General features: G+C 53.9%; 12 protein-coding genes. 8 read left to right on the forward strand and 4 right to left on the reverse strand.

Going from position 1 to position 16,011, the window contains the following annotated elements:
• Positions 1-96 precede the first annotated feature (96 nt).
• Entirely contained in the window at positions 97-1,080 is a 984-nt protein-coding gene (locus AC6EMZ_RS16125) for a quinone oxidoreductase (RefSeq protein WP_498403627.1), read from the reverse strand.
• A 62-nt stretch (positions 1,081-1,142) separates the two neighbouring features.
• On the opposite strand from AC6EMZ_RS16125, the gene dnaB reads away from it, so the two are divergent.
• The 5 genes from dnaB (at position 1,143) to AC6EMZ_RS16150 (ending at position 6,337) form a co-directional block, all read left to right on the forward strand.
• The gene (dnaB, locus tag AC6EMZ_RS16130; protein ID WP_498403629.1) at positions 1,143-2,555 is read left to right on the forward strand and encodes a replicative DNA helicase; all 1,413 of its coding nucleotides are present in this window, start codon (positions 1,143-1,145) and stop codon (positions 2,553-2,555) included.
• A gap of 16 nt (positions 2,556-2,571) precedes the next feature.
• Positions 2,572-3,651: an alanine racemase gene (gene alr / locus AC6EMZ_RS16135; protein WP_498403631.1), complete on the forward strand. Its 1,080-nt coding sequence runs from the start codon at positions 2,572-2,574 to the stop codon at positions 3,649-3,651.
• A gap of 119 nt (positions 3,652-3,770) precedes the next feature.
• On the forward strand, positions 3,771-4,964 hold the full coding sequence (gene tyrB, locus AC6EMZ_RS16140; protein WP_498403632.1) for an aromatic amino acid transaminase: 1,194 nt from the start codon (positions 3,771-3,773) through the stop codon (positions 4,962-4,964).
• A gap of 193 nt (positions 4,965-5,157) precedes the next feature.
• Positions 5,158-5,871, forward strand: a complete 714-nt coding sequence (aphA, locus tag AC6EMZ_RS16145; protein ID WP_498403634.1) for an acid phosphatase AphA — start codon at positions 5,158-5,160, stop codon at positions 5,869-5,871.
• Between the two features lie 112 nt (positions 5,872-5,983).
• Positions 5,984-6,337, forward strand: coding sequence for an MmcQ/YjbR family DNA-binding protein (locus tag AC6EMZ_RS16150; protein ID WP_498403636.1), 354 nt, complete (start codon positions 5,984-5,986; stop codon positions 6,335-6,337).
• Positions 6,338-6,340: 3 nt separating this feature from the next.
• Here AC6EMZ_RS16150 and uvrA read toward each other — a convergent pair whose 3' ends face one another.
• Positions 6,341-9,163 (reverse strand): excinuclease ABC subunit UvrA, encoded by a 2,823-nt coding sequence (gene uvrA, locus AC6EMZ_RS16155; protein WP_498403637.1) that lies wholly within the window; start codon positions 9,161-9,163, stop codon positions 6,341-6,343.
• 245 nt (positions 9,164-9,408) lie between these two features.
• Between uvrA and ssb1 the strand changes: the two genes are divergently transcribed.
• Positions 9,409-9,939, forward strand: coding sequence for a single-stranded DNA-binding protein SSB1 (gene ssb1, locus AC6EMZ_RS16160; protein WP_498403639.1), 531 nt, complete (start codon positions 9,409-9,411; stop codon positions 9,937-9,939).
• 99 nt (positions 9,940-10,038) lie between these two features.
• Here the strand turns inward: ssb1 and kdgK are convergent, their stop codons facing one another.
• On the reverse strand, positions 10,039-10,968 hold the full coding sequence (gene kdgK, locus AC6EMZ_RS16165; RefSeq protein ID WP_498403641.1) for a 2-dehydro-3-deoxygluconokinase: 930 nt from the start codon (positions 10,966-10,968) through the stop codon (positions 10,039-10,041).
• 236 nt (positions 10,969-11,204) lie between these two features.
• Between kdgK and pdeH the strand changes: the two genes are divergently transcribed.
• Both pdeH and AC6EMZ_RS16175 read left to right on the forward strand, forming a co-directional pair.
• Entirely contained in the window at positions 11,205-11,978 is a 774-nt protein-coding gene (gene pdeH / locus AC6EMZ_RS16170) for a cyclic-guanylate-specific phosphodiesterase (protein ID WP_498403643.1), read from the forward strand.
• A gap of 67 nt (positions 11,979-12,045) precedes the next feature.
• Positions 12,046-14,106: an AsmA family protein gene (locus tag AC6EMZ_RS16175; RefSeq protein ID WP_498403645.1), complete on the forward strand. Its 2,061-nt coding sequence runs from the start codon at positions 12,046-12,048 to the stop codon at positions 14,104-14,106.
• Between the two features lie 412 nt (positions 14,107-14,518).
• Here the strand turns inward: AC6EMZ_RS16175 and AC6EMZ_RS16180 are convergent, their stop codons facing one another.
• Positions 14,519-15,841 carry an MFS transporter gene (locus tag AC6EMZ_RS16180; protein WP_498403648.1) on the reverse strand — a complete coding sequence of 441 codons (1,323 nt, stop codon included), beginning with the start codon at positions 15,839-15,841 and terminating at the stop codon, positions 14,519-14,521.
• Positions 15,842-16,011 lie beyond the last annotated feature (170 nt).

Genomic DNA, 16,011 nt, shown 5'->3' on the forward strand with positions numbered 1-16,011 from the left:
GCTGCCGCTAAAGAATTCATCGAGCTGTACCCTACATACAGCCGAACTAAAAAAAGAAAGGGCTTCCTGAAAAGGAAGCCCAATTTCTTTTAGGGTTCAGGGAATTAACAGACTCGACCCCTGCGTAGCCCGACTTTCCAGCACTTCATGCGCACGCTGCGCGTCACTGAGCGCATACTTCTGCGCATCGGCCACATCGACTTTAATCACGCCGCTGGCGATCAGTGAGAACAGTTCGTTGCTCGCTTCGGTCAATTCCTCACGCGTGGTGATATAGCCTTGCAGGGAAGGGCGAGTGGCATACAGCGAACCTTTCTGACTGAGAATGCCAAGATTCACTCCGGTCACCGCGCCGGATGAATTACCGAAGCTCACCATCAGACCGCGACGTTGCAGGCAGTCCAGCGAGGCTTCCCAGGTGTCTTTGCCTACCGAGTCATACACGACGCGCAGTTTCTTGCCGCCGGTTATCTCTTTCACGCGTTCCGCGATACTTTCTTCGCGATAGTTAATCACCTGCCAGGCGCCAGCCTGTAGCGCACGCTGGGCCTTTTGCGCACTGCCGACGGTGCCGATCAGTTTTGCTCCCAGCGCTTTCGCCCACTGGCAGGCAATCAACCCCACACCACCCGCGGCGGCGTGAAACAGAAACGGCTCGTCCGGTTTGATTTCGTAGGTTTTGCGCAGTAAATAGAAGACGGTTAGCCCTTTCAGAAATGAGGCCGCAGCCTGTTCAAAAGAGATAGCGTTCGGCAGAATCGCTGCTTTATCGGCGGGAACATTGTGGACTGAGCTATATGCGCCCAACGCCGACTGCGCATACACCACGCGATCGCCTTCTTTAATATGCTTAACGGCGCTGCCCACTTTTACGACGACGCCCGCCGCCTCGGTTCCCAGTCCGCTCGGCATTGACGGTGGTGGATACAGCCCACTGCGAATATAAGTGTCGATGTAATTGATGCCAATCGCTTTATTTTCTACCTGGACTTCATGCTCGCCAGGTGCGGCTGGCGTAAACTCCACCGCGTTGAGTACTTCGGGGCCACCATGCTTGTGAAATTCAATGCGCGTTGCCATGATTCCTCCAGAAAATGTGGTAATCTTTCGACCCATTCTTTATCTCGGTAACTCCATTTACTATGGCAGGAAATAAACCCTTCAACAAACAGACTGAACCCCGTGACCGCGACCTCCAGGTTGCTGGGCTAAAGGTCCCGCCGCACTCGATTGAAGCGGAACAGTCGGTGTTGGGCGGTTTAATGCTGGACAACGAACGCTGGGACGACGTCGCCGAACGCGTGGTGTCCGACGATTTCTATACCCGTCCGCACCGCCATATTTTCACTGAAATGGCGCGCCTGCAGGAATCGGGTAGCCCGATTGACCTGATCACCCTCGCGGAATCGCTGGAGCGACTGGGGCAGCTCGACAGCTGCGGCGGATTCGCCTATCTGGCCGAGTTATCTAAAAACACGCCAAGTGCGGCGAATATCAGCGCTTACGCTGACATCGTGCGCGAACGTGCAGTCGTGCGTGAGATGATCGCCGTGGCGAACGAAATCGCCGAAGCCGGTTTCGATCCGCAGGGCCGTACCAGCGAAGACCTGCTCGATCTGGCGGAGTCTCGTGTATTCAAAATTGCCGAAAGCCGCGCGAATAAAGACGAAGGCCCGCGAAATATCGCCGAGGTACTCGATTCCACGGTCGCACGTATTGAGCAGCTCTTTCAGCAGCCGCACGACGGGGTCACCGGCGTTAATACCGGTTATGACGATCTGAACAAGAAAACCGCTGGTTTACAGCCGTCGGATTTGATTATTGTTGCTGCCCGTCCATCGATGGGTAAAACGACCTTTGCGATGAACATCGTCGAAAACGCGGCGATGTTGCAGGATAAACCGGTGCTTATCTTCAGTCTGGAGATGCCATCTGACCAGATTATGATGCGTACGTTGGCGTCGCTGTCACGCGTGGATCAGACCCGCATTCGTACCGGTCAGCTCGACGATGAGGACTGGGCGCGCATCTCTGGCACCATGGGTATCCTGCTGGAAAAACGGAACATCTATATTGATGACTCCTCCGGTCTGACGCCAACGGAAGTGCGCTCCCGCGCGCGCCGTATCGCGCGTGAGCACGGCGGTATCGGCCTTATCATGATCGACTACCTGCAACTGATGCGCGTACCGTCGCTGTCCGATAACCGTACGCTGGAGATTGCTGAAATCTCGCGTTCTCTCAAAGCGTTAGCCAAAGAGTTGCAGGTTCCGGTCGTCGCACTGTCGCAGCTTAACCGCTCTCTGGAACAACGTGCCGATAAGCGCCCGGTTAACTCCGACCTACGTGAATCGGGCTCCATCGAGCAGGATGCCGACTTAATCATGTTCATTTACCGTGATGAGGTTTATCACGAAAACAGCGACATGAAAGGCATCGCAGAAATAATTATTGGTAAGCAGCGTAACGGCCCGATCGGTACGGTGCGTCTGACCTTTAACGGACAATGGTCGCGCTTTGATAATTATGCCGGCCCTCAGTACGATGACGAATAATTTCTAAGGAATTCAAATGCAAGCGGCAACAGTAGTCATTAATCGCCGCGCTCTGCGACACAACCTGCAACGTCTGCGTGAACTGGCACCTGCCAGCAAGCTTGTTGCAGTCGTGAAAGCGAACGCTTACGGACACGGTCTTCTTGAGACCGCGCGAACGCTCCCCGATGCCGACGCCTTTGGCGTTGCCCGTCTCGAAGAAGCCCTGCGCCTGCGTGCGGGCGGCATCACCCAACCGATTCTGCTGCTGGAAGGCTTCTTTGAAGCCAGCGATCTGCCAACGATTGCCAGCCAGCAACTGCAGACCTCGGTCCATAACGAAGAACAGCTGGCAGCATTAGAAACGGCTGAACTGAGCGAGCCGGTCACCGTCTGGATGAAGCTCGACACCGGCATGCACCGTCTGGGCGTGCGCCCGGAACAGGCGAATGCGTTCTATCAGCGCCTAAGTCAGTGCAAAAACGTGCGCCAGCCGGTGAATATCGTCAGCCACTTTGCCCGTGCCGATGAGCCTGAATGTGGTGCTACCGAGCAGCAGCTCGATATCTTCAATACCTTCTGCGAAGGCAAGCCAGGAATGCGCTCGATTGCTGCATCGGGTGGTATTCTGCTGTGGCCGCAATCGCACTTTGACTGGGCGCGTCCGGGCATCATTCTTTACGGCGTATCGCCGCTTGAGAGCAAGCCCTGGGGGCCAGATTTTGGCTTACAGCCGGTGATGTCGCTGGTCTCTAACCTGATTGCTGTGCGCGAGCACAAGGCGGGTGAGCCGGTCGGTTATGGCGGAACCTGGACCAGCGAGCGCGATACTCGCCTCGGCGTCGTCGCTATGGGCTACGGCGACGGTTATCCACGTGCGGCACCGTCCGGTACGCCGGTGCTGGTCAACGGTCGCGAAGTGAACATTGTCGGTCGCGTAGCGATGGACATGATTTGCGTCGATTTAGGACCCGAAGCGCAGGATAAAGCGGGCGATCCGGTGGTGTTGTGGGGTGAAGGTTTACCCGTTGAACGCATCGCGGAAATCACGAAAGTGAGTGCTTACGAACTTATCACCCGGCTCACGTCTCGCGTGGCAATGAAGTACGTGGATTAACGCCTGAATGGAGTGAGGAATCTGTCTTCACTCCATCTTTATTAACATCCTCTCGACCTTCTTTCACTTCCGGTTTATTGTTGAATTTCCTGCCTCATCGATATCCGGAGAACCATCGCGTGTTTCAGAAAGTAGACGCCTACACCGGCGACCCCATTCTCTCCTTAATGGAGCGTTTCAAAGAAGATCCTCGCAGCGACAAGGTGAACCTCAGCATTGGTCTTTATTACAATGAAGATGGCATTATTCCTCAGTTGCAGGCGGTAACCGAAGCCGAAGCGCGTTTGAATGCCACACCGCACGGTGCGTCGCTTTATCTACCGATGGAAGGACTCAATACCTACCGTAACACCATCGCTCCGCTGCTGTTTGGGGCCGATCATGCGGTGTTGCAGAAAAAGCGTGTGGCGACTATCCAGACGCTGGGCGGTTCCGGTGCGCTGAAAGTGGGTGCCGATTTCTTGAAAAAGTATTTTCCGGAATCCGGCGTATGGGTCAGCGACCCGACGTGGGAAAACCACGTGGCAATCTTTGAAGGCGCGGGTTTTGTCGTCAATACGTATCCGTGGTTTGACAACCAAACCAATGGCGTACGCGTCGATGCACTGCTGGAAAAACTGCATACCCTGCCGGAACGCAGCATTGTGCTACTGCACCCATGTTGCCATAACCCAACCGGTGCCGATTTGACTCACGATCAATGGGATGCGGTGATTGAGGTGCTAAAGACGCGCAACCTGATCCCGTTCCTCGACATCGCGTACCAGGGTTTTGGCGCAGGCATGGAAGACGATGCCTATGCCATTCGCGCCATTGCCAGCGCCGGGCTACCTGCGTTGGTCAGTAACTCATTTTCTAAAATCTTCTCGCTGTACGGTGAGCGCGTTGGCGGATTATCCATCGTTTGTGAAGATGAAGACGCCGCCGGACGCGTGCTGGGACAGCTTAAAGCTACCGTGCGTCGTATCTATTCCAGCCCGCCAGCTTTTGGCGCGCAAGTGGTCGCGACAGTGCTGGGTGACCATGAGCTAAAAACGGTCTGGCTTGTAGAAGTTGAAGCGATGCGTAAGCGAATCCTGGCAATGCGTCAGGAGCTGGTTGATGTGCTGAAAGTGGCCGTTCCGGGTCATAACTTTGACTATCTGCTTAAGCAGCGCGGCATGTTTAGCTACACCGGATTCACGGCGGCGCAGGTCGATCGTCTGCGTGACGAGTTTGGCGTCTACCTGATCGCCAGCGGGCGTATGTGCGTGGCAGGTCTGAACGTCAACAACGTGCATCGCGTGGCTCAGGCGTTTGCTGCTGTAATGTAAGTGCTCACTTACATCGTCCGGAGGAAATTCATTCCCCGGACGATGATCTCTGGTTCCTGTGATATCCCTCCTTTTATTCAGGTTTATATAAAAAATTACCTTCCCTTCACCTGACTCAGGGGTTAAGGTCTGATAGTTTTTTGACCATTTGTTCAATCCATAACGATAACAAATTGAATATTCAGGGGAATACATGCGCAAGATCACACTGGCGCTCAGCGCCGCCTGCTTATTGTTCTCACTTAATAGTGCAGTGGGTGCCCGAGCTTCAGCACCGACGCCGCTTTACACCGGAACGACCGCCGCCATTCTGGCTGAACAAGCCCCCATTCACTGGGTCTCTGTGGCACAAATTGAAAACAGTCTGATGGGCCGCGCGCCAATGGCTGTCGGTTTCGACATTGATGACACCGTCCTTTTCTCTAGTCCAGGCTTCTGGCGCGGTAAAAAAACCTTCTCGCCGGGCAGTGAGGACTATCTAAAAAATCCAGAATTCTGGGAAAAGATGAATAACGGCTGGGATGAATTCAGCATCCCGAAAGAGGTGGCCCGTTCGCTCATCGCTATGCACGTTAAGCGCGGCGACAGCATCTTTTTCGTTACTGGCCGTAGCCAGACTAAAACCGAAACGGTCTCTAAAACGCTGCAAGGCGCTTTTTCTATCCCAGCCGCCAACATGAATCCGGTGATTTTTGCAGGTGATAAAGCAGGGCAAAACACCAAAACCCAATGGCTGGAACAGAAAAATATCAAAGTGTTTTATGGCGATTCGGATAACGACATTACAGCGGCTCGCGATGTCGGGATCAGAGGCATTCGCGTATTACGCGCTTCAAACTCCACTTATCGACCGTTGCCGATGGCAGGTGCCTTTGGTGAAGAGGTGATTGTGAATTCCGAATACTAAGCTGCGCTGGTTTTTTGAACAAATTTGGCCTGCCGGGTTTACCTTTTGTCGTCTTGCTGCACACTTAAAGGCAGGAAAAGGCCGTACTCAACCTACCCATAGGGGAGCTCAGATGACAATTTCGGAGATATTGCAATATTGCATGAACAAAACCGGTGCCGAGCAAAGCGTTCACAGCGACTGGAAAGCCACGCAGATTAAAGTGGCGGACGTTTTGTTTGCCATGGTGAAAGACGTGGAAGGGCGTCCGGCGGCATCGTTGAAAACCAGCCCGGAACTGGCAGATTTGTTGCGCCAACAGCACAGCGATGTGCGGCCCAGTCAGCATCTGAACAAAGCGCACTGGAGTACGATTTATCTCGACGGATCGCTCCCGGATTCGCAAATTTACTATCTGGTGGACGCGTCTTATCAGCAGGCTATTGAGCTGCTGCCGCAAAATACCCGACAGCAGCTCTCAGTCTAGAAACTACAGCAAGGGTTTGAGGAAGCGCGCGGTGTGCGAGGCTTCGCACTCTGCGACCGTCTCTGGCGTACCGGAGACGAGAATTTCACCGCCGCCGCTGCCGCCTTCCGGGCCAAGATCCACAATCCAGTCTGCGGTTTTGATGACGTCCAGGTTGTGTTCGATAACCACAATCGTGTTGCCCTGATCGCGCAACTGATGCAGTACTTCAAGCAACTGCTGAATATCGGCAAAGTGCAGGCCGGTGGTAGGTTCATCCAGGATATACAGCGTCTGGCCAGTGCCGCGTTTTGACAGCTCACGCGCCAGCTTCACGCGCTGTGCTTCGCCGCCGGACAGCGTCGTAGCAGACTGTCCCAGACGAATGTAGGTCAACCCTACGTCCATCAGCGTTTGCAGCTTACGCGCCAGTGCAGGTACCGCATCAAAGAACTCACGTGCTTCTTCAATGGTCATATCCAACACTTCGTGGATTGTTTTGCCTTTGTATTTGATCTCAAGGGTTTCGCGGTTATAGCGCTTACCCCTGCACTGATCGCACGGCACATATATATCCGGCAGGAAGTGCATCTCGACTTTAATAACGCCATCGCCCTGACAGGCCTCGCAGCGTCCGCCGCGCACGTTAAAACTGAAACGTCCTGGCGTATACCCGCGCGAACGGGATTCCGGCACACCGGCAAACAGTTCACGTACCGGCGTAAACACACCCGTATAGGTTGCTGGGTTAGAGCGCGGCGTACGACCAATCGGACTTTGGTCGATATCAATAACCTTATCGAAATGTTCCAGTCCCTGAATCTCGCGATACGGCGCGGGTTCCGCAAGGGTTGCACCGTTGAGCTGGGTCTGGGCAATCGGGAACAGCGTGTCGTTAATCAGCGTGGATTTACCCGAGCCGGACACGCCGGTCACGCAGGTGAACAGGCCCACCGGCAGCGTCAACGTTACGTCTTTCAGGTTGTTGCCACGGGCACCCGTCAGCTTCAGCACTTTTTCCGGATTAGCCGCTACGCGCTGTTTCGGCACGTCGATTTTGCGCTTGCCGCTCATGAACTGGCCGGTCAAGGATTCCGGCACGGCCATAATGTCTTCCAGCGTACCCTCTGCCACCACCTGACCACCGTGTACGCCTGCGCCCGGACCGATATCGATAACGTGGTCAGCGGCGCGGATTGCGTCTTCATCGTGCTCCACCACAATCACGGTGTTGCCGAGGTTTCGCAGGTGGATCAACGTACCGAGCAGACGTTCGTTGTCGCGCTGATGCAAGCCGATAGACGGCTCATCCAGAACGTACATCACGCCGACCAAGCCTGCGCCAATCTGACTCGCCAGACGAATACGCTGCGCCTCACCGCCGGACAGCGTTTCTGCTGAGCGGGAAAGTGACAGATAGTTCAGACCAACGTTCACCAGGAACTTCAGGCGATCGCCGATCTCTTTTAATATTTTCTCTGCAATTTGCGCACGTTGGCCAGCAAGCTTCAGATTGGTGAAGAAGTCCATTGCATGACCAATGCTCATATCGGAGATGGTCGGCAGCGCAGTGTTCTCAACAAAGACGTGACGAGCCTCGCGACGCAGACGAGTCCCTTCACAGGAGGTGCAGGAGCGATTGCTGATGAACTTCGACAGCTCCTCGCGCACCGCGCTGGACTCGGTCTCTTTGTAACGGCGCTCCATGTTATGCAACACGCCTTCAAACGGATGACGGCGCACGGAGGTATCACCGCGATCGTTCATGTATTTAAATTCGATGTTGTCTTTACCGGAACCGTACAGCACGACTTTATGTACGGTTGCACCCAGGCTACCCCAAGGCGCATCAACGTCGAATTTATAATGTTCAGCCAGCGATTTAAGCATCTGGAAGTAGTAGAAATTACGGCGATCCCAGCCGCGAATAGCGCCACCCGCCAGCGACAGTTCCGGGTTCTGGATCACGCGATCCGGATCGAAATATTGCTGCACACCCAGGCCGTCACAGGTTGGACATGCGCCCGCCGGGTTGTTGAACGAGAACAAGCGGGGTTCCAGCTCGCGCATGCTGTAGCCGCAAATTGGGCAGGCAAAGTTGGCAGAAAAGAGCATCTCTTCCGCTTTTGGATCGTCCATGTCGGTCACGATTGCCGAGCCACCGGAAAGATCCAGCGCGGTTTCGAACGATTCAGCCAAACGCTGCGTGAGATCGTCACGCACCTTAAAGCGATCGATGACCACCTCAATGGTGTGTTTCTTTTGCAGTTCTAACTTAGGTGGATCAGAGAGATCGCACACTTCACCGTCGATACGGGCGCGGATGTAGCCCTGGCTTGCCAGATTCTCCAGCGTTTTCGCGTGTTCGCCTTTACGCTCTTTGATGATAGGTGCCAGCAGCATCAGGCGTTTGCCTTCCGGCTGTGCCAGCACGTTATCCACCATCTGGCTGACGGTCTGTGCCGCCAGCGGCACGTCGTGGTCAGGGCAGCGCGGCTCACCCACGCGAGCAAACAGCAGGCGCAGGTAGTCATGAATTTCTGTGATGGTGCCGACCGTTGAGCGTGGGTTATGCGACGTCGACTTCTGCTCAATAGAAATGGCAGGCGACAACCCTTCAATATGGTCAACGTCCGGTTTTTCCATCAGCGACAGGAACTGACGCGCATAGGCGGAAAGCGATTCAACGTAACGGCGCTGTCCTTCGGCATACAAGGTGTCGAAAGCCAGTGATGATTTGCCAGACCCCGAAAGCCCGGTCACGACAATTAGCTTGTCGCGAGGGATTATCAGGTTGATATTCTTGAGATTATGGGTGCGGGCGCCCCGTACTTCGATCTTATCCATTCACCTTTCCCGGTAGAGACTCGGATGCCTGGTTTGTTTGAAGGACAAACGGCAGAAACGGCTAATTATGACACAATCTGACCTGTTTGAATATACAGTATTGGAATGCATTTTCGGATTGGCTATGTAACAATGTCGAGTTCGCGAGAGAACTCTGGAACATGCTACGCAACTATCAAAATGCTACATGGAAATGATACACTCGCGCGTTACACTATTAAGAAACGTATTCAGGAGACACGATCATGGCCAGCAGAGGCGTAAACAAGGTGATTCTCGTCGGTAATCTGGGCCAGGACCCGGAAGTACGCTACATGCCGAGTGGTGGCGCAGTTGCCAACATTACGCTGGCTACTTCCGAATCCTGGCGTGATAAAGCGACCGGTGAGATGAAAGAGCAGACTGAATGGCACCGTGTTGTGCTGTTTGGCAAACTGGCAGAAGTGGCCGGTGAATATCTGCGTAAAGGTTCTCAGGTTTATATTGAAGGCCAGTTGCGTACTCGCAAATGGACCGATCAGGCCGGCGCTGAGAAATACACTACGGAAGTGGTAGTGAACGTTGGCGGCACCATGCAGATGCTGGGTGGACGTCAGGGCGGTGGTGCTCCGGCAGGTGGCGGTCAGCAGCAGCAGGGCAGTTGGGGTCAGCCTCAGCAGCCACAGGGCGGCGGCAACCAGTTCAGCGGCGGCGCGCAGTCTCGTCCACAGCAACAGTCTGCACCGGCACCGTCTAACGAACCGCCGATGGACTTCGACGACGATATTCCGTTCTGATAACACGAGAAGCGCATTTGCTATTCTCAAAAAAAACCCTGCAATGCAGGGTTTTTTGTTATCCAGCTTAAAGCACCCGTTTCCCGATGCTTTAGTGAATTAATCAGGCATGGCATCGCGTGGGATAATGGCCCCACGATACTGAATCACCGTGCTTGCCGTCAGGTGACCGCGTTTTGCCGCGTCAGAAGGCGTTCCGCCCGTCAGACGTACTGCCAGATATCCGGCGCTGAACGAATCACCCGCCGCCGTCGTATCAATGACTTTCTCTTTGGCTAATTTGACTGCTGGCACGTCAACCACAGCGTCACCCGCAACGGACACCAGACAAGAGTCCGCGCCGCGCTTGATAACCACTTCTGTCACGCCTGCTTCATGCGTACGGGCAATCACCTCTTCAACCGGTTTCTCACCCCACAAAGCATCTTCGTCATCCAGCGTTAAGAACGCGATATCGGTGCATTGCAGCATGTGTTGATAAACCTGCTGCGTCTCTTCGCGGCTGGCCCACAGACGCGGACGGTAGTTATTATCAAAGATCACCTTCCCGCCATTGGCGCGACATTCGTGCAGCAGGGAAAGCAGTTTCTCGCGGCTGGTCGGGCTTAAAATGGCAAGGCTGATACCGCTGAGGTAAAGATAATCAAAGGTCGCTAACTCTTCACAAATGGCGGCGGTGTTTTCGCTTTCCAGCCAGAATTTAGCGGCGGCTTCATTGCGCCAGTAGTAGAACGTCCGTTCGCCAGTGCTGTCGGTTTCGATGTAATACAACCCTGGCAGGCGGTTTTCCATGCGCTGAATCAGCGACGTTTTAACGTTTTCACTCTGCCAGGCTTCGAGCATTTGCTGGCTGAAGTTATCGGTGCCGAGAGCGGTCACGTAGTTCACGGCCAGTGCTTCAGGCGCAACCTGACGGGCAATGTAAACCGAGGTGTTTAACGTGTCGCCACCAAAGCCGCGGCTGACTTCCGCACCTTTCTGTGACAGCTCAATCATGCATTCGCCTATCACGGCAATTTTTTTGGACATAGTCGTGAACCTGAACAGATAAGTTAATTAAAGATAGTGTGCGCTGTGGGGAATTTATGGTCAACCATATTAAAACGACGTTCCAAAAATTATTTTGAGCCAGCGCGTGTTCTTGAAAGATTCTTGTCATCTTAATTTCATCTTCCAAACTAACTGGACATAAAGTTCTCAAACCCCAGGCCGATAACCCTTTGACGAGTCCAGACAGGTCATCTCTTTTCAACAGGACATCTGAAATGAAGTCAGAGCAGGTTATCCAGCGGCTATGCACCACTCCAGAAGCAAGTATTGAAAGCTTGCAGGAGCATCGTTATTGGCTGCAATGTGAGCGTGCTTATACTTATCAGCCTATCTACCGTATTGACGGTACGCTGATGGCGATTGAAATTCTCACGGTTGTCACGCATCCGTCTAATCCGACACAGCGTATCGCTCCGGATCGCTATTTTGCGGAAGTCAGCGTGCGTCAGCGCCTGGATGTGCTGGAAGAACAGCTTGAAATGCTGGCGACGAAGCAGCCGTTCTTTGCGAGACATAATATTCTCGCCTCGGTCAACGTCGATGGCCCAACCCTAATTGCCCTGCGCCAGAACTCGGGGCTGCAAAAACTCGTCGCGTCGTTGTCATGGATGCGCTTTGAGCTGGTCGAACACGTGCGGTTGCCGCAAGATTCTTCGTTTGCATCAATATGTGAGTTTGGTCCGCTGTGGCTGGATGATTTCGGGACAGGAATGGCGAACTTCTCCGCGCTGAGTGAGGTGCGTTACGACTATATCAAGGTGGCACGCGACCTGTTTATCATGCTGCGACAGACCCCTGAAGGCCGTAACCTGTTTACCCTCTTATTGCAGTTGATGAACCGCTATTGCCAGGGCGTCATTGTTGAAGGGGTCGAAACGCTGGAAGAGTGGCGTGATGTCCAAAATTCCCCAGCGGCGGCAGCACAAGGCTATTTCCTATCTCGTCCGGTTCCTATGGATACCCTGGATAACGTCATTATCACCCTGTAGCCCCTGCCGTTTGCCTTGGTCTGAACTATATTGATGAAAGGCAAGGTAATAAATAAAGGGGACGACGATGACAAAAACAACCAGGATCATCACCTGGGTGGTAGGGATTTTCTTGTTGTTGATTGTGGTAGCAATCATCATTATTGCGACGTTCGACTGGAACCGTCTCAAACCGACCATCAACCAGAAAGTCTCAACCGAACTTAACCGACCCTTCGCCATTCGCGGCGATCTTGGCGTGGTGTGGGAACGTCAGAAAGACGAAACCGGCTGGCGCAGTTGGGTTCCCTGGCCGCACGTTCATGCCAACGATATTATTCTCGGCAATCCGCCTGATATTCCTGAAGTGACAATGGTGCATCTGCCGCGCGTGGAAGCGACGTTAGCGCCGCTGGCACTCCTCACAAAGACGGTCTATTTACCCTGGATCAAACTGCAAAAACCGGATGCACGCCTGATCCGTCTGTCGGAAAAAAATAACAACTGGACCTTCGACATGGCGAGCAATGGCGATAACGATCCCAATGCGCAGCCGTCATCCTGGTCCTTCCGTCTGGACAATATTCTCTTCGATCAAGGGCGCATCGCGATCGATGATAAAGTCAGCAAAGCCGATGTAGAGATCCTGGTTGATCCGTTAGGTAAACCGCTGCCCTTTAGCGAGGTGACGGGTAACAAAGGCAAAGACGATAATAGCCAGGTCGGCGATTATGTTTTTGGGCTGAAGGCGAAAGGGCGCTACAACGGGCAACCTCTTACGGGTACGGGAAAAATGGGTGGTGTGCTGGCGCTGCGTAGCGAAGGCACACCTTTCCCGGTACAGGCTGATTTCCGATCCGGTAATACCCGCGTGGCGTTTGTCGGCACCGTTAATGACCCGATGAACATGGGCGGAGTTGACCTTCAGCTGAAATTTGCGGGCGACTCGCTGGGCGAACTCTACGATCTCACTGGCGTGCTGCTGCCAGATACCCCGCCGTTTGAAACCGATGGACGGCTGGTGGCAAAAATCGATACTGAAAAATCCTCCGTATTTGACTACCGCGGTTTTAACGGTCGCATCGGCGACAGCGATATTCACGGATCGCTGACCTACACCACCGGCAAGCCGCGCCCGAAACTGGAAGGGGACCTGGAGTCTCGCCAGCTGCGTCTGGCGGATCTTGGCCCACTGATTGGCGTTGATTCCGGTAAAGGCGCGCAGCAGGCAAAAAGCTCGGAGCAGAAAAAGGGTGAGAAAGACCTCCAGCCTGCGGACAAAGTGTTGCCTTACGATCGTTTCGAAACCGACAAGTGGGACGTAATGGATGCCGACGTGCGCTTTAAAGGGCGTAAAATTGAGCACGGCAGCTCATTGCCGCTCAGTGACCTCTCAACGCATATCATCCTCAAAAATGCTGACCTGCGCTTACAGCCGCTGAAATTTGGCATGGCAGGTGGAACCATTTCGTCGAACATTCACCTTGAAGGCGATAAAAAGCCAATGCAGGGCCGGGCGGATATTCAGGCGCGCAGGTTGAAGCTGAAAGCGCTGATGCCAGACGTGGAACTGATGCAGAAAACGCTGGGTGAAATGAACGGTGATGCGGATATTCGTGGCGTCGGTAACTCAGTGGCCGCCTTGCTGGGCAGCAGTAACGGTAACCTTAAGCTACTGATGAATGACGGACTGGTCAGCCGTAACCTGATGGAGATTCTGGGGCTGAATGTGGGCAACTTTATCGTCGGGCAGATTTTTGGTGATGATGAAGTCAGGGTCAATTGCGCAGCAGCTAATCTGGATTTGGTCAACGGCGTTGCGCGTCCGCAAATCTTTGCGTTCGATACCGAAAACTCAGTGATTAACGTCACGGGTACGGCGAGTCTGGCATCGGAACAGCTGGATTTAACGATCGATCCGGAGAGCAAAGGTTTCCGCATTATCACCTTACGCTCACCGCTGTACGTGCGTGGCTCGTTCAAAAATCCGCAGGCGGGTGTAAAAGCTGGGCCGTTGATTGCACGTGGTGCCGTCGCGGCAGCACTGGCGACGCTGGTAACGCCAGCCGCTGCGCTACTGGCGCTGATCTCCCCGTCTGAAGGCGAGGCAAATCAGTGCCGGACGATCTTGTCGCAGATGAAGAAATAAGGAGCCTGTGTAATGGCTACTATTTCCAGCAGCAAGAAAAGTGTTTATGGAGATTCAGCAATAAAAGCGGCTCCATGGTCCGGCTGTAAATCGCTGAGTTGTTGACCGAAGGCCGGGGCGACGCGCATGGAAGCGCGGAGAGGGTGCGACCTGCATGGATGCAGGATCGCGCCCGACCCGAAGCTGTAGGGAATAAGACGAAGGTATCGCGTAGCGACGATTTTCTTGCCGGGAGCCCGGGTCGCCAGGGCGGCGGCGATTGAGCCGCCATGGCACGTTCACCGGTTCCGAAATCATAGAGAAGCACTGGTCTGGAAGTGAACGGAATAGCCAGCAGAGCTGCATATTCCCCCTCACACCATCCCTCTCCCTAAAAATAGAGAGGGAGCCATTTGTGCAAATCATCACCAAATCACAATGACTGATCCCGAGTCTCATGCGTCAGCAGCAGCGCAATCAGCGTCAGAGCCGCCATCGATGCCAGATAGACACCGACGTAGAACAGGCCATAGTTCGATTGCAACCATGTGGCGATATACGGCGCTACGGACGCGCCCAGAATAGAAGAGACGTTATACGAGAACGATGCTCCGGTGTAGCGCACTTCGGTTGGGAACAGCTCAGGTAACAGTGCGCCCATCGGGCCAAACGTCAGCCCCATCAGACTCAGGCCAATCAGCAGATACGCCATCACTAACGCCGGGCTCCCCGAGCTTAACAGCGGCGGGAACACGAACAGCGCGAACAGGATGATCAATGAAGTAATCACGATCATGCTCGAACGACGGCCATATTTATCTGCCAGCAGACCCGCAATCGGCACCATTACGCCAAAGCCGATCACCGCCATCATCAGCATCCATAGCACTTCGTTACGCGGCAGACCCAAGCCTACCGGGGCTGCTGCGGTACTGTAGGTCATGGAATAGACCGTCATAATGTAAAACAGCGTGTAGGTTGCCAGCATGATGAACGTACCGAGTACGGTCACGCGAACGTGTTTGGTCAGTAGCGTTCCCAGCGGGATTTTGACCTGTTTTTTTGCGGCGGCAACTTTGGCAAAAACCGGTGTCTCATGCAGCGAAACGCGGACATAGAGGCCAATCAGGACCAGCACAGCAGAGAAGATAAACGGAATACGCCAGCCCCAGCTCATAAACTGTTCGTCGGTCAGCAGCCACGAGAGCAGCAGGAAAGTGCCGTTCGCGAAGAAAAAGCCAATTGGCGCACCTAACTGTGGGAATGAACCATACAGCGCACGCTTGCGCGGTGGTGCGTTCTCGGTGGCGAGCAGCGCCGCGCCACCCCATTCCCCGCCAAGACCCAAACCCTGACCAAAACGTGCCAGCGCCAGCAGCACCGGAGCCAGAATGCCAATGGTTTCGTAGGTTGGCAGCAGGCCAATCGCAACGGTGGAGATCCCCATCGTCAGCAGCGATGCCACGAGAGTCACCTTGCGACCGACGCGATCGCCAAAGTGGCCAAAGACTGCTGAACCAATTGGACGGGCGATAAATGCGATAGCGAACGTTGCCAGTGATTGTAGCGTTGCGGCCGTCGGGTCGCCCTGCGGGAAGAAGATATGTGGAAAGACGATGACCGCGGCAGTGGCGTAAATATAGAAATCGAAAAATTCGATTGCGGTGCCAATCAGTGAGGCAACGACAACTTTATTACGCGAGTTAACCGGCGTACTTTCCTGCTCTGAATCAATGGTTGTGGATGTGGCTTGCATAAAATTTTCTTATTTTTTGGCGAACGAACGGCCATATTACGCATAGCAAAAGCGACATTTCAATCTGTAACAAAGCGACGTAGCGGCGATAATATAGGCAAAAAGGGGATAATGTTCAGACTGACGAAAATCCTTCTATGAAATGCTTCACAGAATTTATATATCAGATG

It is taken from the genome of Enterobacter sp. SCRI0065, assembly GCF_059766475.1.